The following is a 23,313-nucleotide window of genomic DNA, read 5'->3' on the forward strand; positions in this document are numbered from 1 at the left end:
AACTAAATGTTGAATTCGATCTTCAATAATGGCGCATGTTGTTGAGCACCATAGACATCAGTGTCGCCTACCGCACCCGATACCAGGCCGCGCGGCATCACCACTTTGACGGCGTTCGCCGGATCAAACCAAACAATGCGATGAACGCGTTCGGGATCAATTTTATAAAGTTTTGCTATCAGTTCCTTTTTAAATTGACCTGATTGTTTAATTGATGAATATATCTCTTTATCTTTAAATAGAATATCCAACACTAATTCATATGGCCCAGCATTTTTTGATCTCACAACATGAGCCAAGTCGAGAATGGATATTTTCATGCCATCACTCCCTCTGCGGTTACATTCTCCAGGCGGAACTTAAAGGCAATCTCTGGTGTATATTCCATTAAATGATAAATGGAGAATTCATAAACCAGACCGGCTCTAATGTCTGATGGTGAGAATGGGAAGGCTAAATTGCCTGCGGTTGCAATGCGGCCAGCATAACCATAATGAAGCAGGGTAGAGCGAGCCAGTGAGCAAATACTGTCGGCTGTCGCTTGAGAAGGGGCCACAACATCAAGCAAAATACCCAATTCATAAGATGTGGTATCTGGCTCTGGCTCCATTTTCCCCATCACGCCATTTTTGCCATACAGATGAAAATTGAGCTGTACTGAGTCTGGCTCGATGCTCAGGTTTTTTTCCACACTTTTGCGCACTTCCAGCAAGATGTTATCGATATCAGCAATCATAATTGAGTCACGCGTACCGGCAATACTCAGTGTGCGGTAGCCCACCGGACGAGCCCCTTCCAGCTTCACGGTGTAGGGCGTATGCTCATGTACCGAACCGCTAACACGAACCTGACCATTGCCCACATCTTTAAAGCTGCACGCTTTCAGATTCAGTGCTCCACCGGGGCCGGGCAAGAAGTAAGGATCTGATTTCTCATACAAGGTATGTGCAGCGGCAGAGGTTGCAGTGAACTGGCGTTTCTGATTAAAGGTTTTAATGTAAAACCGGTTTCATCCAGAATACCCATTGCACAGTCAGAACCTGATCCTGGTGTTGCTGCAATGGCAGCGCACTCCAGAATCTTGCCGCAATGTAACGCCAGACCTTCATCGAACCCTACCATGATAGGTAAGGCGGCAAAACATGCGGGGTCATAAGCGCGGCCGCCTAGCACCACTTGCGCGCCAGCGCGTAATGCTTCCTGAAAAGGCTCAATCCCCATCTGTGCAACAATATATGTTGTTGCATCAATGGCTTCATGAGTCAGTTCAGGGACAAAATCCAGTGACTGAATTTTTCCTGCATCTAGGGCTGCGTGAACCACATCTTTACTTACGTCAGCAGGAATCACCGCCATCGTAAAGTTAAGCGATTCCTCTTTGGCAATCTCTAAAATGATCTGGCGACACCATTCCAAATGCGGCGCGGCCCCTGAACCTCCTGCCGTGCCGATGACTACCGGAATGCCCTGTTTCACACCTGCGGTTATCATGTAACGCAAATCTCGTTTGACTCCGGCCCGATCAGTAAATGGCTTGCCCGAACCGAGATAGTGAGGGCCGGGATCGGAAGAACCGGCATCCACGGCAATTAAATCAGGTGACTCCTCCATCGCCCTCATAAAGCTTTCTTCTGGAAACCCGTACCCCAGAATGGCCGTTGGCGACAGGATTTTAAACGTTCTAGACATATCAGTTGGCCTTTGCATTCAGTTGTGCGATGGTGCGCGTCATCTCGTTAAACACAATATTCATCCCTTCATCAAACCCCATTCCTGGCTTGATCAACATCCGCATTGGCCGCGAGGCGATAGCCACATGTACGCAGGTGCGAGCGCTGATATCAGTTTCGTTACAAGTACCGCCTTGATACGCTTCCATACCTTTTTTATTGCAGTACAGAACGGCATCAACGATGTTGTGAATACTGCCCAGATCCGGCGTTTTGATCTGCACCATATGGCAGCTACCTGCATCAGTAAAATCGATGATGTCTTGGTAGGTGTTACACCACTCATCGGCCACGATTTTTACCGAAGATCCCAGTTTCTCCAGATTGCGGGTGATTTCGGTTAACAAGCGGATTTGGTCTGGTTTATTACCCGCATCAACCGGCCCTTCGATATATAAATTCAGTTCACCTGCCTGCTCTTGCAAACTGGCGATGTACTCTGCGCACAACAGCGGGTCCATGTCGAAAATCAAACCAATGGTGCCGTAAACGTCGATATGTAAATCCGGCTTGTAGCTCGGTTCGACGCGTAAATCGCTAACGCGTTTAGCTAGCCAACTGACATACTCACGCAACTTTTCGCCATTGCGGCCCAGTTTTTCATCAACATTATTGATAAGGCCATGCGGCAGCACATCCACACCTTTAAGGATCATTTTATCGACGGCGATATAACGATCGTCACCACTTTGACCAAACAAAGGAATCGGTTTGGCAACCAACGGCAGATGCCATTCATCACACACCACTTCTGCTTTCAAACGGCCAGTTGCTAATGCGGTTGCATCCAGTAAGGCTTGAGAAATACCATAACGAATGGCGGTATGCAGTGGTTTGCCATCAATTGTTACTTCATCAAAGAAGCGTGCATTGAGGCGAAACTCGCTGATATCGCGCCCTTCCAGCAGTGGCTTAATATATTTCTCGAGGAAAGGAACGAAATTAGCGGCAATAAATAAGGGGTCACGTCCACCGGCACCGGAGTATTGCACGGCGGCACAGTCACCCACCGCCACAGCGCCATTTTCTAACACTAACTGGACGTTGATGCATTCTCCCGCCTGACGAATTGCACTAAACCCCTCTGTTACAGGTTTGCCTTGATAGATAAATCCATCCAGTTTCGCGCCATTTTTAATGGCCTGCTGGTCATCGAAGTAGAAAGAGGAGTTACCTGCGGTGAACAGTGCGTGTTTAATTTTCATTATGGTCTTCCTATTAATTTGCTGTGGGATACGGCGTTAATATCGTCAATGATCATTTGGAATGAAGGCGTTCGGCCCTCTTCTTTAGCGCGTTCAGCGACAAAATCATGGTGCAGTGCCAGCACATCTTTAGGTAGGGGAACGGAACCTGGATCGAACACGCGGATTGCGCCGTGGTTATCACGGATTGGCATCATCTTGCCGGAGTTACAGGTAGCGGGAGCAAAAGGCACATCAAGCACGCCGGCTTCAAAGGCCCGTACCGTCCCTAGCGCAATATCGCCTTGGCCCAATTCCAGCACTTTATCCATGACGGCGCGTACTTCGCGTTTAATCAGCGCAACTTCGCGGTCAACCTCTACACAAGGAGGGAATTTTTGGTCGCGTACCATGTTCAGCATTTGGTTTGATGCCCGCAGCCCTTGACCATTCGCTTCAGCGGTGGGGATGCCGTAGGCTTCATGGGGACTTTTGGTTATCACTTTGGTGGCACCCGCCATCCCAGCGACCGCTGATCCCCAAGAGATAACCGCAAAAGCACGGGATTCGTCTTCCGGGAACCCGCCCATCCATTGATGGAATACCGTGCTGAGTTCGTAATTGTCGTAGCCATTGGCACGGAAATACTCATGTGCCAGTTCGCGTAATGACTGAATCGCAGCAATATCTTGCACAATATTACCCACCTGGCCGTAACCGACGGTGATGGATTTCACCCCTTGTTCCAGTGCCAGTAAGCCCTCAATGATGGCAACCGCATGGGAAACAAATGGCGGGATCAAGGTGCCGGTCAGCGGGCCAAATGGTTCGCGATTGATACGAATACCGTGTTCTTCATAAACGCCAATCAAACGATCGCAGTATTGCCAGTCACGAATGGATTTTTCCAGCGTCACGCGCTTGGCATAAGGGATGTTATAAGAGATGCCACCACCTTCGTAGCTGGTAAATCCGCTGGCCATCGCAATTTCGGCCAACAGGCGGGCATCAGGAGTGCCATGACGAATTTGCAGTGGCTTAGATAAGGATTCTGTGATGCGACGACATGAACTAACACCATGATTAACCACCGGTAATCCGTTGAGTTTAGACGTGCCCGCTTCAATGGATTTTTGGATGCCCACAGCCGCTTCTTCATAGCGATTAAGGCGGGTATAAGCGTCAATGGTCGTTGGCAACAGGTCGCAATCTTTTTGTAGTGTTTTCAGTAGCTCAATATGTTCTTCAATGAGCGCGACCCCTGCACGCGGTTGGCTCAGCGTGATGCCTTTACGGTCAGCTTCAAATAAGGCTCTGGCAAAGTTTTTTGACTCAGGAATGGTTTGCTGATACTTCACACCCTCTTCAAAATTCTCAACCTCCTTGCCGGTATGCCAGGTTTTTAACACATGAAAGCGTTCAGACATGAAATCGTCTAAAGAAATCTTTTTATTTCGAAGTTCCATCATGACTCCAATTTTCACTTGTTCAAAATTCGAATGCCAGTCTGAGCGGCAGCTTTAGGAAAGCGACGGGCGACATTAGCGAGCAGGGGAAGTAAACCTTGCGTATCTTTGTAATATTCAAATTGGCTGGGGAGCAGAACTTGCCTATTTTTGTCATCTAAATTGCGGTATTTCAGCCAGTTATGGATATCGAATGAGTCTGCTCGGGAGAGCCATCCGCCGGTGCCAATGACTTTCTTCACCAGGGTTAAATCGCGCCCAATCTGTAGATCAATGTTGCCAGCACAAGTGCAGACCTGTGTTTTGGTGCCAGCATGGCGTTCTGAGGCATACCCGACACAGATTCCGGCAAGTAATTGATCGAATATGCTTTCCTCATCGGTTTGAGGTAAATAGCCCGGATGCGCGGTGATGTGTGTTAGATAGCGATGAAAAGCATCAATCTTCGTCTGCTGGTGGGCGAAATAATGATTAATCATCGCAGTGCCAGTTTCACCCGCGTTGATAGCCGAAACTCGCATCCCCAAATCACCTTCAACGGTGCGTTTAATCAGCGGCTCAGGGATACCATGTATGACGGTGTCAGGTTGTAAGTGATTGTTATAAGAGGAGTAAACATCAGTAGTTGCTCCACCCATATCGATCAACATGAAGGTTTCCCAATCGTGTACATGTTGGCGAATTTGCTGTACCAGCTCAAAGACTGAATAGGGGGTGGGTAATGGCTCTTCGCCGGTTTGATCGACGATGATATCTAGACCTTTTCCCTTGACAATTTTATGCAGGAAAATGTCACAAATGGCTTTACGTGCACCATAAGGGCTGGGGTTATCAAGGTTTGGCAACACGTTATCGACGATGGTTAAATCTTTATCTCCGAGGATCTCCTGCACATCATCTTGCAGGTCACGGTTTCCGGCATAAATAATGGCGCACTCAAGATTTGATTGAGCCAATAGTTTAGCGTTCAATAATCCATGACCGCAGTCACCACCATCGGTACCACCAGTAAAAAGCAGGATATCGGGGGGGGATGCTTCTAAAGCGCGTACGTCAGACTTATTCAGGTTATAGGCGAAATGCTGTGATACTTTGGCTCCGGCTGAGTGTGCAGTGACCTTCGCGGACTCAAGTGTAATATTGGGTACCAATCCTATCGCGGCAACGGCCAGCCCTCCTTTAGCGGAAGATGAGTAATCAATCTTGATTTCACCCGAGGCCAACATTGGCCGTGCATTAGCAACATTCAAGATCTTATTCAATACTGAGAAGAATCCTTCAGCTAAATGGTGTGGCGTCGTTGGGGATAATGCACAGTTTCTCACTTCAATATGAGAGTCATCTGTTACCTCGAATACCGCCCCTTTGGTCCAGGTGGAGCCGATATCGATAGAAACGCTGATCATTGCATACCCTCAGCAGTTTCCTCTGCCTGCATAACACGCTCAATATCGCGTTTCATCAGGGAACAGACTAATTCCAGATCAGTGTCGGGTGCGAAAACACGGTTGAAACCCATTCCTTTGAATTTGGCTTCGATTTCTGAAAAATCATGTTTACCGATAACCAGGTTTCCACCGACATAGAGCAAAATTTCACCTATTCCGCGTTCAATACAGTTCTCCCGCATCCCGATACAATCTACCTCGCCGTGCCCATAAATAGAGGAGACGACAATGGCCTGAGCACCGGTTTCAATGGCTGCGTCAATGTATTCATCTTGACTCACCATGACACCGAGATTAATTACGTTGAAGTTATGCATGGTAAATACCCGGTCGAGCACCTTATTACCAACAGCATGGCAATCAGCACCAATGACGCCAATAACAATTGTTGGGTTTTGCATGTTTTGTCCTCTATGTAGATTACGTTCCATATATTTTTATGGGTGGAAAGGTAAGCCTGGCGTTGGCATTTCCACGGGAAGTTAAGTTATTCAACAATAAAAATTCATGTATATATGCTTATGTAATTCTAAGGTGATTTATTGGAGTTTCATTGGTTTTTAATGTGCTTCTCCTATAAGTCAAATACAATTGATTTATTGTCAGAACATCTTGAAAAAAATAAAAAATAAAGAGAAATTATTTATTTACAATATTTTATTTGCAATAAAATCAGCATGTTGATTATGGTTTATTTGTTTTTGTCAATAAGTAATAATAGATATTACTTAAGGTGATTTAAATGTTTAAAGTAAAAGTGTGATCTTGGTGTGTTTTGTTATCTTTCATCAATGTGATGAAAATCATATTTTAAATAAAATAATAACAAATATGATATTTCGTTTTTTTTTAGGTTATTTTTTGCATTTTTTAATGTAAGGCATGAACTGAGTTTTATTTTTGTGAGGTTTTGCGTATTTTTAAAATAAATGTGCGTAACACTCACTCTTAATTATGTGGGTGACCACGTATTTATTAACGTACTCCGCCCGCGATCATTTTGAGTAAATGCATCTGCGGATAGTATTTAAATAACTTTTTTCGGTGCAAAACGTGAAGCAGATAATCCAGATCATGTTGACGTCGGTTAAACAGCAACCCAATAACACTACCACTATGGGCCACATTCAATCCATAAATTCCACAATCTTCGACGATATCTAACAATTGATGAAATTGTGGTTTAGGCAGGTCTGACTCACTGGCGATAGCACTTAAGGTCGTTGCTTCTCCAAGTCTATAGCAGCAACGTCTTTCATTCGCCAATCTAAACTGTTGCATCGCTTTTGCCAACGTGGGGGCTTGGTTCAGCAGTGATAAGTGGCGATATCGTTTATGGAATTCTTCTGTCAACAATGGCTTAGGGCTTTCAAGCAGCACAATGTCGATATCAGGTAACCAGGGAAATGGGATCTGAGTTTGTGCCGTTTGGTGATCAAACAGGGTGAGGTGTTTAAATATGGTGCTGTCGGTGGGTTCAAGCACCACGCAAAGCTTGGCCAGTGTTTTATCGCTCAGCGAATGCCCTAATAATCGGGCCGTGGCGACAGCTGTTGCGGCAATATCCGCGGTACTACTGGCTAATCCTTTTGCCACCGGAATGGTTGATTCAAACTTGATGCAGATATGCTCTGCCAGCAACGGTGACTCGCCAAAATGAACTAATATTTGCTTCACCATGTGGCGCATTCGGGGCCGCTCACATTTACCGGGTTTTCCTTCTATCACTAAAACTTTGCTGTACCAGTTAATCGGGCAGGAGATCAGTTTTTCTCCACCTAAAATCCACCCTTGGAGCAATTCGCCACAGGAGGCCGGGCACCATGCTTCAGCCATGAGAGGCATCCTTATAACAAACTTTCCGCTGACAACACATTATATTGCCTGCAACAGTGGTTCGTGATTGATATCGATTGGGTGAGAGGTAAAAGCCAGAATATCACTGAGATTAACGACACTGCCAATGACCAGCAGTGCCGGAGCGTGCAGTTTTTTTCGTGCGATTTCATCTTTTAGTGTACTGAGTGTTCCTTTGGCCATTTCTTGTTGCTGACGGCTGGCATACATCACCGCAGCGGCTGGCGTATCAGGTGATTTTCCTCCTTTGATCAACAACTGGCAGATCTCTTCTTGCCGTGTCATGCCCATCAGAACTATCAGTGTGCCTTCCAACTGGGCCAGTACATCCCAGTTTTGTGGTTCGTTTCCTTGGCACATATGTCCGGTGATCACATGAAAGCTGGAAGCATAGTTGCGATGGGTTACGGGAATACCTGCATAGGCCAACCCGCCAATAGAAGAACTGATACCGGGAACCACTTCAAAAGGGATTTGATAGCGTGAAAGGCTTTCAGCCTCTTCACCGCCACGGCCAAATACGTAAGGATCACCACCTTTAAGGCGCACCACATTTTTGCCGGCTAAGGCATGGTCTATCAAGATCTGATTTATCTGTTCCTGCGGCACGGGATGGTGGTTTGAGGTTTTTCCGACGTTAATAATCTGGCAATTTGGTGGCGCTTGAAAAATTAGCTCAAGATTAACCAGGCGGTCATGAACGAGAACTTGGGCTTCACGAATGGCAAGTAAGCCTTTTACCGTGATTAATGATGCATCTCCTGGACCTGCGCCCACTAACAACACTTTTCCTATACTCATGAGAACAACCTTTATAGCTGATATGGCATATGGTTTTTAACGTTAATTACCAGGAATTATTATATAAATAACGCGTGACTCAGGCGGTTCATGATTATCCATCAATAGAATAATTAGATACTTGACCTCGCTCCCATTATTTAATCATTTTACGGAATGAACTCTTCAGTATATATAATGTTCAATTTTAGTTTGAAATTTGTTATTTTATTTTTTTTGCATTGTCATTAATTACGTTTTTATTAATTATTCTAATTCTAACCTTTAATATTACATTTGTTATTGATAATTATGAGGTATATCACAAAAATGGCTGCGAACTATGTCTATATAAATAAATATCTGTATGTTAAAAAACAAATTTAAGCCGTCATTACTTTCTAATATAAATATCCCGCTATAGCAGGCTATCTAATCAATGCTTTTATGAAATAATGGGTGAGTGACAATGCGGTGCAAAATTCCAAAAACAGACTTATTAGTGACATTTGAAGCGGTCGCACAATATGAAAGCTATACCAGAGCGGCGGAGAAGTTAGCGTTAACACAAAGTGCTGTTTTTCGTCAGATTACGGCACTGGAAGATCTTCTTAATGTGTCATTATTCCATCATGTTCGTAAGCGGATCTTCCTTAATGACGCAGGCCGTTATTACCTTGGTTTGGTTAGAGATACCCTTGAGCAACTGGAAAAAGATACACAAAGTATTATGTCTTACCAGTCAACGCAACAAGTTCTGGAACTGGCGGTGACACCTACGTTTAGTACACACTGGCTTATTCCCAATCTCAGTAACTTTCATGAAAACCACCCGGAAATTGTGCTCAATTTAATTGCACTTACCACGCCGGCTGACTTTTTGAACCTAAAATATGATGCAGCGATTATGCGCGAGGACTTTAGTAGTCCTTGGGCAGAGAACGAGCATCTATTTGAAGAAGAACTGGTTCCTGTTTGCAGCCGCATGTTGTGGCGTGATGATAAAGACGTGATGCGCGCGGAACAATTGATGGATGAATTTACTTTGCTTCATCAAACAACCCGCCTGGATTCCTGGTACGATTGGTTTGCATTATCAGGTGTTAATAATCCAAAGGTGCGGATGGGGCCACGTTTTGATCTTTTATCAATGCTGATTTCGGCTGTGCGTTCCAACCTTGGTGTCGCGTTATTACCACGCTTTGCTATCCACAAGGATTTGGAAAATGGTGATATGGTCATTCCTTGTGATTTGCCGATGAGCACTGGAAACCATTTTGTTCTGACATATAAGGACGGTAAAAGAGGATTAAGGAGTTTGCAAAAGTTTAGTCGTTGGGTTCATGAAAAGTCGAAAGAAGAAGAACTAAAAAGGACATGGGTTAACTGACGGCTGAAGCGATTACTTGTAATTTTATTATTAATAATAGAGCTTATTTTGTTTTAGGCTATATTGTCAGAGGCTTATTAACCAATAAGCATTATATGTTGCAGAGAGAACAGTTGCTTTTTATTTCCTCCCATCAATAATGATATGGTAACTCATCTGGCATACTGAAAGATATGCCATAGACCATTTTCAACTTAATTGATGGGTGAGTCCTGCTTGCTATTTATCATTTCACTAATCGAGTGAGAATAATGTATAAAAATGACTTTTTTTACCAAGAGCTATTTCCGCTTTCAGAAGATGAAACTGAGTATTATCTATTAACGGATAAGTATGTTTCTACGATTGAAATTGAAGGTAAAGAAGTACTAAAAGTTGCCCCTGAAGCGCTGACATTGGTGTCACAGCAAGCTTTTCATGATGCTTCATTTTTCCTGCGCCCAGTGCATCAACAGCAAATCGCCGCTATTTTGCATGATCCACAGGCCAGCGAAAATGATAAATATGTTGCACTTCAGCTATTACGTAATGCCGAGATTTCAGCTAGAGGCATCTTGCCTAATTGTCAGGATACCGGCACATCCACTGTTGTGGCGAAAAAAGGTCAACGCGTTTGGACCGATAGCGATGATGCACAAGCCTTATCTCGTGGCATCTATAACACCTTCCGTCACGATAATTTGCGCTATTCACAAAATGCAGCACTAGATATGTATACCGAAGTGAATACCGGCACCAATCTTCCCGGCCAAATAGATATTTTTGCAACCCCCGGAATGCAATATTGCTTCCTGTTTGTGAATAAAGGCGGTGGTTCAGCAAATAAAGCTGCACTGTATCAGGAGACAAAAGCGGTTTTGGAACCCAAAAAGCTCAAAGCCTTTTTAATCGAGAAAATGAGAGGGTTAGGAACGGCAGCGTGTCCTCCTTATCACATTGCGTTTGTCATTGGCGGAACCTCCGCAGAATTAACACTGAAGACAGCTAAACTGGCTTCAACTAAATATTATGACAATCTGCCAACTGAGGGTAACGAATACGGTCAGGCATTTCGTGATATAGCACTCGAAAACGCGTTACTACAGGCTTCTCGTGAGTTTGGTTTAGGTGCTCAGTTTGGTGGGAAATATTTCGCTCACGATGTTCGGGTTATTCGTTTGCCACGCCACGGGGGTTCTTGCCCGATAGGTATGGCTATTTCATGTTCATCTGACCGCAATATTAAAGCCAAAATTAATAAAGCAGGTATTTGGCTTGAAAAATTAGAACGCCATCCTGAGCAATATATCCCCCAACATCTGCGAGTGAATAATGAAGGTAAGGTGATTAATATTGACCTTAACCAGCCGATGGATGAAATCCGCCGACAGCTTTCTCGCCATCCAGTGTCCACGCGCGTATCACTTAGTGGCCCGCTGATTGTGGCGCGGGATATTGTTCATGCCAAATTAAAAGAGCGTTTAGAGCGGGGGGAGGCATTACCGCAATACATGAAAGATCACCCTGTTTATTATGCTGGGCCAGCAAAGACACCAGACGAATTTGTGTCAGGTTCAATGGGGCCAACAACGGGTGGGCGTATGGATTCTTATGTGGATCTCTTCCAATCCCAGGGTGGCAGCTTAATTATGTTGGCAAAAGGCAATCGCAGCCAACAGGTTACGAAAGCGTGTCACAAATATGGTGGGTTCTATTTGGGCAGTATTGGCGGCTCAGCGGCTATTTTGGCGCAGGAGTACATCAACAGCCTGGAATGTATCGAGTATCCAGAGTTAGGAATGGAAGCGGTGTGGAAAATGGAAGTGGTAAATTTTCCCGCTTTTATTTTAGTGGATGATAAAGGTAACTCATTTTTTGACCAGATTCAGATGAAAGCATGTGCTGGCTGTCAGCAGTTAGTTTTTTTATGAGGGTTTCACTGTGCACGAAAAACGGTATCAACAGCGACAGCAACGCATTAAAGATCACGTAAAAACACGCGTTGCAGATGCGGCCCAAGCTAGTGGCATCATTATGATATTTACCGGTAATGGCAAAGGGAAAACTACGGCTGCTTTTGGCACAGCAACCCGAGCCGTGGGGCATGGGATGCGGGTAGGTGTAATACAGTTTATTAAAGGAACATGGGAAAGCGGTGAGCGCAACCTGTTGGAACGCCACGGTGTAGCGTTTCATATTATGGCGACCGGTTTTACCTGGGATACACAAGATAAAGCGGCGGATACCTTGGCGGCAAAACGGGTGTGGGAACAGGGTTGCCGGATGTTGTCGGACCCATCTTACGAGCTTGTCGTGTTGGATGAGCTGACTTATATGGTCGCTTACGGCTATTTAGCGTTAGATGAAGTGATTGTCGCACTAAAAAACCGGCCGAAGAGTCAAAGTGTGGTTATTACCGGGCGGGCGTGTCATCGCGATATTATTGATCTTGCCGATACTGTTAGTGAGCTGCGGCCTGTTAAACATGCCTTTGATAGCGGAATTAAGGCGCAAAAGGGTATCGATTGGTAACGGCAGTCTGTTTTTGTGTATTTCTACGCTTAATTATTCGACAATCTGTTGTTTTATGAAGCGAAATGCAAATAATTTGTTGATACCGCTTGATTGTTTGTTCTGAGTTATACTATATTGCGCGCCAAGGAAATGAAGTGACTTTCCAAAGAATTATGCCGGCATAGCTCAGTTGGTAGAGCAACTGACTTGTAATCAGTAGGTCCCGAGTTCGACTCTTGGTGCCGGCACCAATTAAAAAACCGTTATCTGAATAAGATAACGGTTTTTTGCATTTCTGCGCTCAAGCTACCACAGTGGCAGTTTTTACACTGCCGTCCTGCGATATCAATCATTCTTTGCTAATTCAGCCACTAATTTGTTCACGCCGTCACTCATGTTGGTGAACTTAGTCAATTGTGTGCGGGTTACCACCACAAAAACACCAATATTCTTCTCCGGAATCATTGCCATATAGGTAATAAAGCCGCCACCACCGCCGGTTTTTTGCATAATGCCCGGTAATTCAGCCGCGGGGGCCATATAAACCCAGCCCAGCCCCAGCGCATCGGCCTGACCGGCAACATCCATCCCTTTCAGCGAGGTCAAATCACGCCGCTGAAAGTACATCGTTTGTTCACGTTTGGCCGAGTTTTTACGTGCACGGTTATCGGAAGATAAGAATTGCTGCATCCAACGTTGCATATCCTCAGGTGTCGAGTAAATCCCGCCACTCCCCGCCGCGGCGAGTGTGTTTTCACAGCGGCTGCTGCCAACACCGATCATCAGGCGGTTACATTGCTCCGCAGTTGGGGTGAGGGTGGTATTTTTCATTCCCAGCGGCGCGGTGATTTTATCACGCAGCAGGCTGGAATATGACTTGCCGGATGCCCGTGACAACGCATCTGCCAGTAAGTCGTAAGCCAGATTTGAATAAGCGGCTCTAACCCCTGGTGGAACGGTGACATTCGCCTGCTTAAGCCATTGCCACCGGTTATCCGTGGTCGGCCAGATAAATACCGGTCTTTTTTGTGGGCCACCGGGTTGCTCGCGCGGCAACCCACTGGTGTGGCTGGCCAGATTTAGCAGAGTAATCGGCTGCTTAGCATTATAAGACGGTACTCTGGCACCCTTCGGCGCGTATTTCATTAGCGGGTCAGTTAATTTAACTGTGCCATCGTCGGCCAACTTTACCATGATCTCACTGGTCATCAGCTTGGTAATCGAGGCAATGCGGATCAGAGAATCTGGTCGTGGGCGAAGATTGTTACCGGGCTTGGTTTCACCAAAACTACGATTGACCACTTGATTATTATCAATAACAACCAGCGCCATCCCCATAGCACCACTGTTATAGAAAATATGTTCAGCATATTGATCAACAATTTGTGAGGTCAGAAGTTCAGTATTGGCATGGCTGTGCAAGGGGATCGTGAGCAACGCGGCGGCCAGCAGCGGGGCAGGGAGATGTTTCAGCAATCGTTTATCCATGTTCAAAAAAATAAAAATAGGAAGCGTGAGCTTATAGTAATCGGATAATTAAATAATACATGCGGAAATCTTCTGGCTGACAAATAATTTACATTGTGGGAAATGTTGGTTGGGCCGTCAGGGCTATCATGCTTTAAGGCAATTGTTGATTGATACAATTTGTTTAATACAATAGAAACCGCACTGAGTGAGGTCAGTACGGGTGATGGGCAAGTAACGGCTAATATCGGCAGTTTGAAATTTCATCATGGGTAGCGAGCGAGTCATTCATAATGTGAATCACCACTATACAGAGTGAGTAGCTGTGGGCATCACCCATAAATAATGTTGGCAGGCCATAAAGGATACAAAATAGTGAAGAAAAACCCCTATTATGATGTCAGTAAGCCACACCATACCGAGTTTGGATTTCAGAATATCGAACCTGTTGTTCATCATCCGCAAGATTTGAAACGCTGGCGCGAAGAGAGAAAACGTCAGTCATTACCAAAACCGCCTCAGCAGGGTTACCCGCAGTTTATTGCCGATTGGTGGCAAGAAGCTGATTTCAGTGGTGAGCAAGATGCCTTATGGTGGTTGGGCCACGCTTCGCTATTATTACGGATTAACGGGCAGACGGTGTTATTTGATCCGGTGCTTTCCAGGCGTGCTTCACCCCTTAATTTTTACGGGCCGGCGCGTAAAACACCGGTGTCCGCTGATGTTTTACAATTACCCAATATTGATGTGGTGGTGATTTCACATAACCACTACGACCATTTGGATGCTACGACCATTATCCAATTGTTACGCCGCTTTCCCGATATCGTCTTTCTGGCTCCTTTGGGATTAAAAAATTGGTTATTACAGGTTGGAGCCAGTCATATCTATGAATTGGATTGGTGGGATAAGCATGTTGCCGCTGATTTTGAGTTTCACTGCGTACCTGCCCGCCACTGGAGTATGCGTACACCTTGGGATCGTAATCAGAGTCTGTGGTCTGGTTGGGTGGTAAAACGTGATGAGATTAACTTCTATTTCACCGGAGACACCGGTTATTGTCAGCAACTGCTTACTATCGGTGAGAGGTTAGGGCCATTCAATTACGCCGCGCTGCCGATTGGCGCTTACGCTCCGCGCTGGTTTATGAATGCCCAGCATATGGATCCGCAACAGTCGGTCCAACTGTTCCTGCAATTACAGCAACCGATGACGGTGCCGATCCATTGGGGGGTATTTGAACTGGCAGATGAATCTCTGGATGAGCCGCCGCAACAACTTAAACAGGCCCTGAGTGACGCAGGGGTAGCATCAGATAAGTTTACCCCGCTCAAGATTGGTGCTCGGATATTATTGGAGTAGGGGGGCAGCGAGTTGGCTTCTCCCGCTGACACAAAACTCTATGATTTGACGGATAGATTCGCTCCTGAATTAGTCTACGGTTTCAGTTAAATCAGTTGCTTGAGCCTGTAATGCGGCAGACGCAGTAGTTGGCTCTTGCATCAGTGCGATATTTTGCTGCACGATTGTATCCAGCTACGCAACAGTACTATTGATCTCATGTATACCCCGTATTTATTCATCGCCGCGTTGGTTATCTCCGACATCATGGTGACGACATCACACACGCTGCTGACAATTTTCTTCATGGTATTGGCCTGGCGTATTTGTCCGGAACCTGATGCCATACTGCTAACTGTTAAACACATTGACGAGCCATTCATCAGCTTCATCAAACATCTCTTCAACTAAACGATTAAGCACTGATTTTTCTTGTTTATTGGCGTCGGTATTGATGCCGTTGGCTTGCATCGCTTTAACTTTAACCTCTGCATTTGGAAAGACTCGGTGCACGCGTTTAGTCAATTCTGCCTTAATCATTTCGCCCGCATTGGCAAGGCCGGCAACATTCCGTTTGTCATAAATCAATTCAACTCGCATGGCTTTTTCCTGATAAGTAAATGCTGTATTAATATACAGTTATCGTGGGTGGCAAACAACCGTGTTTTAAGTTGTTTTAACAAAAGAAATGGAATGTAAGGGGGTCGGCACGGGATTTTAGCGAAATTTAAATAACCGCAGGTGATTTTATGGTTTAATCACTGGCGGTTATTTCAGTATGGAAAGCTATCTGACTGTTTATAAGCGCAATTTAGTTATTTTTTCTGCAATCACATTTTACAGTAATAGAGGTGCGTGACTAATCTATCTGTAACCCACGAGCGTCAACTACGATGCTGAGTATCTTGCAGTTACCATTCAATTCAATCAAACGGTATGCCGGATTCAATGGTTTCAAATACTTAATTCCAGCATCAACGATTAATTTCTTAAATGTCGCCTCGTTATCGTCCGTGAGTTTGGCAATCACAAAGTTTCCTGGCATCGGCTCTTTTTCTTGATCAACCAGGATCATCATGTTTTCGGGAAAGCTGATGCCTGAGGGCTAAAGTTACTGATGGGTTCATTTAGCACTTTTGCAAAGGCGGCGGCATTAGTCACAGTTATCTGTTTGACGTCAGACTTGACCCGTATTGCTTTATAGGATTCTTTTCAGAACGGGCTGGCATTATGGGCTTTGATCCACTCTTCGCTAATGGGATGAACAAAATGCAGCTCACTGGCGTGCAGCATTAGTCGCGGAGTCTGTTCGGTACCAGGCAGCAGACGGCCACCATACAGGTCACAGCCCAAAATAGGGTGGCCCAACTGCTGACAGTGGATACGGAGTTGATGAGTGCGCCCGGTTTCCGGGGTTAGCTGTACCCGCGTCAATGGCAGTAATGTCCCGTCTTCCAATTTATGATAAAAACGCTCAACGACCCGATAGTAGGAACGAGCAGGCTTGCCGTGGATTGCACAAATCGACATCAGCGGGAACAGTGCCGGGTCTTTAGCAATGGCTGCATCTATCACCCCTTCGTTGTCATCCAGATGTCCGCAGAGCAGTGCGCTGTACACTTTAGTCACGGTGCGTTGGCTGAACTGTTGGCAGAGAGCGGCATTGATAGCCTTATTGCGGGCAATCACCATCAGCCCGGAAGTACCGAAATCGAGGCGGTGGACCAGGGTACAACTGGGGAATATCTGTACCAGTCGATGGTGTACCGAATCCAGATTTTGCGGATTTTTCCCTGAGAGGCTAAGTAGCCCAGTGGGTTTATTGATAACTAGTAGGTGATCGTCCTGATAGAGATTCTCGATCTTGTCATGGCACGGCGGGGCAATAAAGGTATCGATAATCTTAGACATCAGGCTACCCGGATGAAGAGTGGGAGCGGATGATACCGAATTTTAAACCGACTGGCGAACCTGGTTATCTGACTGACCCATAAAGATGCAGAGAACATCACTATCCCCGTTCCAAGGCTCCCCGTTGATTCGTACACCCCGATTTTAGTTAAGCCACACAGTGATCAGACCCTGCAATCTGGTACAGCCTTAAAAATTACAGGTATAATCCCACAAATTATTCAACTGGTTTAGAAACGAAGATGACAAAACTCACCTTACAAGAGCAGATGCTAAAAGCTGGATTAGTGACCAGCAAAAAAGTGGCTAAAGCCCAAAGAACGGCTAAAAAATCACGAGTTCAGGCTCGTGAGGCAAGAGAGGCGGTGGAAGAAAATAAAAAAGCACAACTTGAGCGTGATAAACAGCTAAGTGAACAACAAAAACAAGCCGCTTTATCTAAAGAATACAAAGCTCAGGTGAAGCAGCTCATTGAAATGAACAGAATCGACATTTCAAAAGGTAATATCGGTTTTAACTTCACAGATAATAATTTAATTAAGAAAATAGTTGTGGATAAGCTGACTCAAGCTCAACTGATCAGTGGCCGTCTCGCCATTGCTCGCTTGGTTGTTGATAACAGTGGCGAGAGTGAATACGCCATTATCCCCGCGAGCGTAGCTAATAAAATTGCGCAGCGAGATGCGAACAGTATTGTATTAAATAGTGCACTTAGTCAGGAAGAGCAAGATGAAGACGATCCATATGCTGATTTTAAAGTACCCGATGATTTGATGTGGTAATTAACGTCTTCAGATGCTTATGCTGATGGTACTGTGGGTACAGGTTGTCCGATGATGACAACTAAAGGCTTTATACTAAATAGAAGTATTGAGCCAATAACGAAAAGATATCGCCGGGATTTCACCATCGTTTTACCATCAGTAAATCCTACAAATAAAAAAACCAACCCTAACAGGTTGGTTTTCTTTGGGATATTTGGTCGGCATGAAAGGATTTGAACCTTCGACCCCCGACACCCCATGACGAGCAAATTGCTTTCGCAACGGCAGAAAAACAAAGACGCATTGACGACGCTAATGTTTATATGAACAGTAAACAATGGCCCGGAAAGGCGGCAATGGGGCGACTGAAGGATGATGAAAAGGCACAGTACAACGCTTGGCTGGATTATCTGGATTTACTGGAAGAGGTAGACACATCGACAGCGCCTGATATTGATTGGCCGGTAGCGCCGGAATAATACAAAGCCGGGCTTAATTGTCCGGCCTGTTTCAATCGTACAACCAGCGACCCGCTTTGGCGGATTCGATAAACATTTTTATTGTTAGTGGTTTTTTGTCTTGGACTGGCTCTTTACTAGAAAAGAATCCTTTCCCTTTCCAGGGGAAGTAATTACCCCAATAGAAGTTATCATAAGTAACGTTAAATGCTCTGAAATAGGCGTCTGTGGCATCACTTATGTCTTCAAAGCTAAAATTATTTTGCAGTACAGAATCTACTTCAACAGGGATTGTTTTGAGGGTAACTGTTGTTACCAAGGGAAGTTCTTTTTTAAAAAGCTCGATAACTCGTTGTTCAATATCTGAATCAGTTACCATAATTGATCCTCTATACGTGCAATGTTGTTGTAACGCGTAGCAGTTTTAATACTTATCTGTGTTACATCGTTAGCTAGTATAATCCACCCAACAACAGGGACAGCACGACCAACAAATGCACCTAGATTGTTCACCCAAAATATCTTGATCCCTCTCAAGCTAAATGATTTTTGCGTAAGTGTCGGAAGAACTCGTTGTTTAAAGGTATAGCGCAGATTTTTTCTAAAAAAAAGTGATGCAGGTGATGTACCTGGTGTAGCAGTCAGCGGTTTTCCAGGCACAGAAATATAATTACCACCAAGAATTAGAGATGCAGCGGCAACCATATCCTGCACCCCCAATTGTTCTTCTATGGCATCAATCATGACCCAAAATAGTAACTCAGGAGCTGAAAGATTTATCATTCCTTTATAGAAATATGTTCCATTTAGCTCTTCAACCGTATCCATAACGTTTCCTTGTTATTACCACATTAATTCCCGTCCAAGAATATTGGATTTAGATGATTACTCCAAACAATTAGGGTGAGCAAAATTCTGAAAATAGGATGGCACTATGAAGGCAGCTAGAAAGCGGCAACGCGGGTAGGGTGGTGAGATTGTCAGATTACAGGCAAACAGTGGCCCGGAAAGGCGGCAATGGGGCGACTGAATGACACATCGACAGCGCCTGATATTGATTGGCCGGTAGCGCCGGAATAACACAAAACCGGGCTTATTGGCCCGGTCTATCAGCTATAATCCTAGTCTCTTTCATGTCGGGGTTTTTCCCTTGGGTTTCCCCTGAGTTCCCCTACGACTAATTCCACAAACAAAAAAAACAACCCTAACAGGTTGGTTTTCTTTGGGATATTTGGTCGGCATGAAAGGATTTGAACCTTCGACCCCCGACACCCCATGACGGTGCGCTACCAGGCTGCGCTACATGCCGATACAGTGACATTTATACTACATTTTGTAGTTATAAATGCAAGACTTAGCCAAACGACTGCTGGTTTTTTAATCGCGGTAGGTTCGCTTTTTTACGCTAGTTCGCAATAAAACGTTTTACATCGGTCAGAACTTGTAGCAGCAGTGGGAGCTGTGGCTTCTCGTCTTTAATTTCATGGCCTTGCTCATCGTAGGTGCGGTACTCACCGTTGTTGCCCAACACAATTGTTTGTGTTGGCGTAGTGATAACCAACATGCCATTGTCACCGGTAGCTACCCAGTTGTTGTTCCGTGTCGCGGAAAACAAGTCTTCGCCTTGGGAATAATCTTCTGGCGCAGTTTTAACATGCAACAAGCGCTGCATCAATGTGGTCATGATATCTTCATGATTCGTCAGCTTATTTACTGCTTGCGCTGGCGTGCCTGGCCAGTGAACGACCAGAGGCACCTGGAGTTGTTGGCGATTAAAATTACTGCCTGCACTCCAGTTATTATCACCACTATCGTTAAATTCAACACCATGAGCCGCGGTGATGATAACAACGGTTTTATCTAACTGGCCGCGTTGTTTCAGCGTTTCCAGAATAGTGGCAATCTGTTGATCCACATCTTTTGCACCCGCTTGATAGTGACGAATAAAGTCAGTAGGTAGCGCCACTTTCTTATCACTTACCGGGTCTTGTGCTTCGGCTGCACCGCTCAGATTAATGTATGAGAACCACGGAGCATTGCTGGTAAGGTTTCCCAGCCACTGTTGCCATTGTGCCGTGGTTTCACTGTCTGTTTGCTCTGTCGCAGCCGGTAGCGTGAAGTCGGCTAACAGTGCTTGACGATAGAGTGGTGACTCAAAACCATCGGATGAGAACAGGCCGAACTGATATCCCTGTGCGCCCAGCGCATTAATAAACGCAGATGGCTCTCGGGCGGAGAGTATCCCATCTAAATAGGTTGGTGAAATGCCATAGAATAGGCCAAACAGACCAGTGTCCAGACGGTTACCCGAACTGTAGTGGCGATTAAACTGGATATTTGAGCGGCTAAATTCAGCCAACTGTGGCATGTCTTTTGGCAAACTATCGGTTCGGATACCATCAACCACAATTAGCAACAGGTTATAACCGCTGCCTTTATCACTAAATGTTATCGGACTTAACGGATATTCAACCGCCAAAGCATCCGGATTACCTTGTTCGATCAGCCGACGTTGATACTCTTGTTGATCGAGAAGGCCATGTTTTTCAAGGAATTTTCGTGCGGTCATTGGGTATGAGAGCGGTAAGTTTGCGCGCTGCATACTGATTGGGCGATAGAAATTCGCATCTGCCCAGATATAAATCAGATGTGAGGCAAGAAAGGCCGAAATAAAGACTACAACCAACGGCTTAACAAAACGCTGTCGGTTGAGGCTGCGCAGTTTTTGCCAGGCCCAGGTGCCAAAAAGCATCTCGGCCAGAAAAATAACCGGCACGGCGATAAACATCAGTTGCCAGTCGCGTGCCAGCTCAGTTTGATCCGGGTTAACCACTAACTCCCACACCACAGGATTTAGGTGCAAATGGAAACGGGTGAAAACCTCGGTATCGACCAAGAGCAGGGTTAGCCCCGCAGTAGCAAACGCGGCAGATAGAAAGCGCAGTAGCCGTTGCGACATCACCACAAAGGTTAGTGGGAATATCACCAGTAAATAAGCAGCGAAAACAATAAAACTAAAATGCCCGAGCCAGTTGACTAAGGCATAAATACGGCCAACGAGCGACGAAGGCCAATCGGAGACAAACAGATAGCGGCTACCCAGCACCAGGCTGAACAGGATATTAAACAAGGCGAACCAGTGCCCCCAGCTGATCATCTGGGAGACTTTTTCACGATAGCGCTGACGATTTGTCACCATATTGAGATTGCAGTCTTGGCCGATAAATTAATGAGCTTTATCTTCACGTACCGAAGCCTGAAGAGCTTCAGCGAAAGAACGTGCCAATACTTTGCGTTGCGCTGGGGCAATGCTGGTATTGATCAGATTTGTTACCATATTTCCCAACACCATCAAAGAAAGATCGGTTGGGGTACGGTTTTTTTCCAACACGCTGACTAACTCAGACAGCAATTTTTCAACGTGTTCGTCACTATAACGGGATGATTGTGGCATAAAAATTGTGCTCAACATCTAACAAAGTCCCATATCTTACCGTATAGAGACGCGCTTTTCCGCTATTTTATAGCATTAAGAATCATTAGCCATTAATTGAGGGCCGAGATAGCTTTTGGGTTGCAGCTCTCAGGCATCAGTGATTGAATACGGCCCTAGCCAAAAGGAGTATTTATCATGAGTCTGGATATTGACCAGATAGCCTTACATCAGCTTATCAAACGTGATGAACAAACGCTTGATGTGGTGTTGCGCGATTCTCTGTTACCTGCCAATGCTGTCGTTGAAGAAATGATGGCCGAGTTGCACCGCGTTTACAGTGCCAAAAGCAAAGCCTATGGGCTGTTTAATGAGCAAAGTGAGCTGGCTGATGCGCTGAAGCGAAGCCGTAAGGGTGATGAAGATTTCCTCAGCTTTAGCCGTGCTGCAACCGGGCGTTTGCGCGATGAGTTAGCCAAATACCCATTTGCCGAAGGCGGTGTGGTGCTGTTCTGTCAGTACCGTTATCTGGCGGTAGAGTATTTACTGATCTCGGTGTTGAGCAGTTGCAACAGTATGCGAGTGAATGAACAGCTTGATCTGAGTTCCACTCATTATCTCGATATCAATCGCGCTGATATTGTGGCTCGTATCGATTTAACTGAATGGGAAAATAACCCGGAGTCCACTCGTTACCTGACTTTCCTTAAAGGGCGGGTAGGGCGAAAAGTATCTGATTTCTTTATGGATTTTCTGGCCGCAAGTGAAGGTCTGGACACCAAAGCGCAAAACCGTGGTTTATTGCAGGCGGTTGATGATTACTGCGCGGATGCTGAACTTGGCAAAAATGAACGTCAGGCTTATCGCCAGCAGGTTTATAGCTATTGCAATGAGCAGTTGCAGGCCGGTGAAGAGATTGCCTTGCAGGAGCTTGCACAAGAGTTGCCAAAGTTGGGCGAAAAAGATTTTCAGCAATTCTCAGTTGAGCAGGGTTATGCATTGGAAGAGCGTTTTCCGGCGGATCGTGGCACGTTGCGTCAGTTGACCAAATTTGCTGGCAGTGGCGGTGGGTTGAGTATCAATTTTGATGCGTTGTTATTGGGTGAGCGGATTTTCTGGGATGCAGCGACCGATACGCTGACTATCAGAGGCACGCCCCCGAATTTGCGTGATCAGTTACAGCGCAATTCAGGCAAGTCATAATCGTTTGAATAGCCAATAAAAAACGCCGCTGATGCGGCGTTTTTTATTTCGGCGTCCCGAATATCGAAAGCGACGCGATTAAACGCGAACGAAGTCGATATGAGTTAGTTTTGGCTTGAAAGCGTGACGCTGAACAGCTTGTACTTTAACTTTGGTTTCTTTACCGTCAACAACCAGAGTCAGTACGGAATCATAAAAGCCCGGTTTCAATTCAAGGTTCTTGGTGGTGTCATGGTCAAGAGCAATAGAGATTGCTGCTTCTGAACCACCGTAAATGATTGCCGGAAATTTATTTGCTGCACGCAGGCGGCGGCTCGCACCCTTACCCTGGTCGTTACGTACTTCTACATTGATAGTGGTCATTTTGTTTTCTCTTAAAGAAAATTTA

21 protein-coding genes, 2 tRNA genes and 4 pseudogenes are annotated in these 23,313 nt (G+C 45.4%); 8 read left to right on the forward strand and 19 right to left on the reverse strand.

Features of this window, described 5'->3' with window-relative positions; all coding sequences use genetic code 11:
- Nucleotides 1–2 precede the first annotated feature (2 nt).
- The 8 genes and pseudogenes from YALDO0001_RS04945 to cobA form a co-directional block, all read right to left on the reverse strand.
- Nucleotides 3–320: a DUF4387 domain-containing protein gene (locus YALDO0001_RS04945; RefSeq protein ID WP_042546383.1), complete on the reverse strand. Its 318-nt coding sequence runs from the start codon at nt 318–320 to the stop codon at nt 3–5.
- Nucleotides 317–1,689 (reverse strand): annotated as a pseudogene (locus tag YALDO0001_RS04950) (acyclic terpene utilization AtuA family protein). Before YALDO0001_RS04950 ends, YALDO0001_RS04945 begins: the two are co-directional and overlap by 4 nt.
- 1 nt (nt 1,690) lies before the next feature.
- Nucleotides 1,691–2,935, reverse strand: a complete 1,245-nt coding sequence (locus YALDO0001_RS04955; RefSeq protein WP_042839437.1) for a methylaspartate ammonia-lyase — start codon at nt 2,933–2,935, stop codon at nt 1,691–1,693.
- Complete coding sequence (locus tag YALDO0001_RS04960; protein WP_042546380.1) at nt 2,935–4,380, reverse strand: methylaspartate mutase subunit E; 1,446 nt, start codon at nt 4,378–4,380, stop codon at nt 2,935–2,937. The genes YALDO0001_RS04955 and YALDO0001_RS04960 overlap by 1 nt, the downstream gene beginning before the upstream one ends.
- A gap of 14 nt (nt 4,381–4,394) precedes the next feature.
- Complete coding sequence (gene glmL / locus YALDO0001_RS04965; protein ID WP_042839438.1) at nt 4,395–5,786, reverse strand: methylaspartate mutase accessory protein GlmL; 1,392 nt, start codon at nt 5,784–5,786, stop codon at nt 4,395–4,397.
- Nucleotides 5,783–6,229, reverse strand: a complete 447-nt coding sequence (gene glmS / locus YALDO0001_RS04970) for a methylaspartate mutase subunit S (protein WP_004700500.1) — start codon at nt 6,227–6,229, stop codon at nt 5,783–5,785. The genes glmL and glmS overlap by 4 nt, the downstream gene beginning before the upstream one ends.
- Before the next feature lie 574 nt (nt 6,230–6,803).
- Entirely contained in the window at nt 6,804–7,664 is an 861-nt protein-coding gene (locus YALDO0001_RS04975) for a GHMP family kinase ATP-binding protein (RefSeq protein ID WP_004700504.1), read from the reverse strand.
- Between the two features lie 39 nt (nt 7,665–7,703).
- Nucleotides 7,704–8,486, reverse strand: coding sequence for a uroporphyrinogen-III C-methyltransferase (cobA, locus tag YALDO0001_RS04980; RefSeq protein WP_004700506.1), 783 nt, complete (start codon nt 8,484–8,486; stop codon nt 7,704–7,706).
- Between the two features lie 448 nt (nt 8,487–8,934).
- Here cobA and YALDO0001_RS04985 point away from each other — a divergent pair, with 448 nt between their 5' ends.
- From YALDO0001_RS04985 to YALDO0001_RS05000, 4 genes are all read left to right on the forward strand, one after another.
- Complete coding sequence (locus YALDO0001_RS04985) at nt 8,935–9,855, forward strand: LysR substrate-binding domain-containing protein (RefSeq protein WP_042546376.1); 921 nt, start codon at nt 8,935–8,937, stop codon at nt 9,853–9,855.
- A 251-nt stretch (nt 9,856–10,106) separates the two neighbouring features.
- Nucleotides 10,107–11,765: a fumarate hydratase gene (locus tag YALDO0001_RS04990; RefSeq protein WP_004700510.1), complete on the forward strand. Its 1,659-nt coding sequence runs from the start codon at nt 10,107–10,109 to the stop codon at nt 11,763–11,765.
- A 10-nt stretch (nt 11,766–11,775) separates the two neighbouring features.
- Nucleotides 11,776–12,366: a cob(I)yrinic acid a,c-diamide adenosyltransferase gene (gene cobO / locus YALDO0001_RS04995; RefSeq protein WP_004700512.1), complete on the forward strand. Its 591-nt coding sequence runs from the start codon at nt 11,776–11,778 to the stop codon at nt 12,364–12,366.
- Between the two features lie 157 nt (nt 12,367–12,523).
- Nucleotides 12,524–12,599 (forward strand) — tRNA-Thr (locus YALDO0001_RS05000).
- Nucleotides 12,600–12,693: 94 nt separating this feature from the next.
- Here the strand turns inward: YALDO0001_RS05000 and ampH are convergent.
- Entirely contained in the window at nt 12,694–13,836 is a 1,143-nt protein-coding gene (gene ampH, locus YALDO0001_RS05005; RefSeq protein ID WP_004700514.1) for a D-alanyl-D-alanine-carboxypeptidase/endopeptidase AmpH, read from the reverse strand.
- 324 nt (nt 13,837–14,160) lie between these two features.
- Between ampH and YALDO0001_RS05010 the strand changes: the two genes are divergently transcribed.
- Nucleotides 14,161–15,177 carry an MBL fold metallo-hydrolase gene (locus tag YALDO0001_RS05010; RefSeq protein WP_004700517.1) on the forward strand — a complete coding sequence of 339 codons (1,017 nt, stop codon included), beginning with the start codon at nt 14,161–14,163 and terminating at the stop codon, nt 15,175–15,177.
- A gap of 69 nt (nt 15,178–15,246) precedes the next feature.
- On the opposite strand, the pseudogene YALDO0001_RS20000 reads toward YALDO0001_RS05010, so the two are convergent.
- The 4 genes and pseudogenes from YALDO0001_RS20000 to YALDO0001_RS05025 form a co-directional block, all read right to left on the reverse strand.
- Nucleotides 15,247–15,515 (reverse strand): annotated as a pseudogene (locus YALDO0001_RS20000) (methyl-accepting chemotaxis protein); the annotation flags it as partial.
- On the reverse strand, nt 15,508–15,756 hold the full coding sequence (locus tag YALDO0001_RS05015) for a DinI-like family protein (RefSeq protein ID WP_004700520.1): 249 nt from the start codon (nt 15,754–15,756) through the stop codon (nt 15,508–15,510). The gene YALDO0001_RS05015 and the pseudogene YALDO0001_RS20000, both read right to left, overlap by 8 nt.
- A 259-nt stretch (nt 15,757–16,015) precedes the next feature.
- Nucleotides 16,016–16,261 (reverse strand): annotated as a pseudogene (locus YALDO0001_RS05020) (LexA family protein); the annotation flags it as partial.
- A 107-nt stretch (nt 16,262–16,368) separates the two neighbouring features.
- Nucleotides 16,369–17,067 (reverse strand): RluA family pseudouridine synthase, encoded by a 699-nt coding sequence (locus tag YALDO0001_RS05025; RefSeq protein ID WP_004700523.1) that lies wholly within the window; start codon nt 17,065–17,067, stop codon nt 16,369–16,371.
- Between the two features lie 242 nt (nt 17,068–17,309).
- Between YALDO0001_RS05025 and YALDO0001_RS05030 the strand changes: the two genes are divergently transcribed.
- Entirely contained in the window at nt 17,310–17,849 is a 540-nt protein-coding gene (locus YALDO0001_RS05030; protein WP_004700524.1) for a DUF2058 domain-containing protein, read from the forward strand.
- A gap of 227 nt (nt 17,850–18,076) precedes the next feature.
- Nucleotides 18,077–18,310: pseudogene (locus tag YALDO0001_RS05035) on the forward strand (tail fiber assembly protein); the annotation flags it as partial.
- Nucleotides 18,311–18,341: 31 nt separating this feature from the next.
- Here the strand turns inward: YALDO0001_RS05035 and YALDO0001_RS05040 are convergent.
- From YALDO0001_RS05040 to YALDO0001_RS05060, 5 genes are all read right to left on the reverse strand, one after another.
- Entirely contained in the window at nt 18,342–18,668 is a 327-nt protein-coding gene (locus tag YALDO0001_RS05040) for a DUF1493 family protein (RefSeq protein ID WP_042839440.1), read from the reverse strand.
- Nucleotides 18,662–19,117, reverse strand: a complete 456-nt coding sequence (locus YALDO0001_RS05045; RefSeq protein ID WP_004700530.1) for an STM2901 family protein — start codon at nt 19,115–19,117, stop codon at nt 18,662–18,664. Before YALDO0001_RS05045 ends, YALDO0001_RS05040 begins: the two co-directional genes overlap by 7 nt.
- A gap of 404 nt (nt 19,118–19,521) precedes the next feature.
- Nucleotides 19,522–19,598 (reverse strand) — tRNA-Pro (locus tag YALDO0001_RS05050).
- Nucleotides 19,599–19,694: 96 nt separating this feature from the next.
- A complete protein-coding gene (gene yejM / locus YALDO0001_RS05055; RefSeq protein WP_004700533.1) occupies nt 19,695–21,488 on the reverse strand; it encodes an LPS biosynthesis-modulating metalloenzyme YejM in 1,794 nt (597 codons plus the stop codon).
- A gap of 27 nt (nt 21,489–21,515) precedes the next feature.
- Complete coding sequence (locus YALDO0001_RS05060; RefSeq protein WP_004700534.1) at nt 21,516–21,743, reverse strand: YejL family protein; 228 nt, start codon at nt 21,741–21,743, stop codon at nt 21,516–21,518.
- Nucleotides 21,744–21,920: 177 nt separating this feature from the next.
- On the opposite strand from YALDO0001_RS05060, the gene yejK reads away from it, so the two are divergent.
- Nucleotides 21,921–22,925, forward strand: a complete 1,005-nt coding sequence (yejK, locus tag YALDO0001_RS05065) for a nucleoid-associated protein YejK (protein ID WP_004700536.1) — start codon at nt 21,921–21,923, stop codon at nt 22,923–22,925.
- A 78-nt stretch (nt 22,926–23,003) separates the two neighbouring features.
- Here the strand turns inward: yejK and rplY are convergent, their stop codons facing one another.
- Nucleotides 23,004–23,288, reverse strand: coding sequence for a 50S ribosomal protein L25 (gene rplY / locus YALDO0001_RS05070; RefSeq protein WP_004700538.1), 285 nt, complete (start codon nt 23,286–23,288; stop codon nt 23,004–23,006).
- Between the last annotated feature and the right edge of the window lie 25 nt (nt 23,289–23,313).

The organism is Yersinia aldovae ATCC 35236 (assembly GCF_000173735.1).
GTDB classification, from domain to species: Bacteria; Pseudomonadota; Gammaproteobacteria; order Enterobacterales; family Enterobacteriaceae; genus Yersinia; species Yersinia aldovae.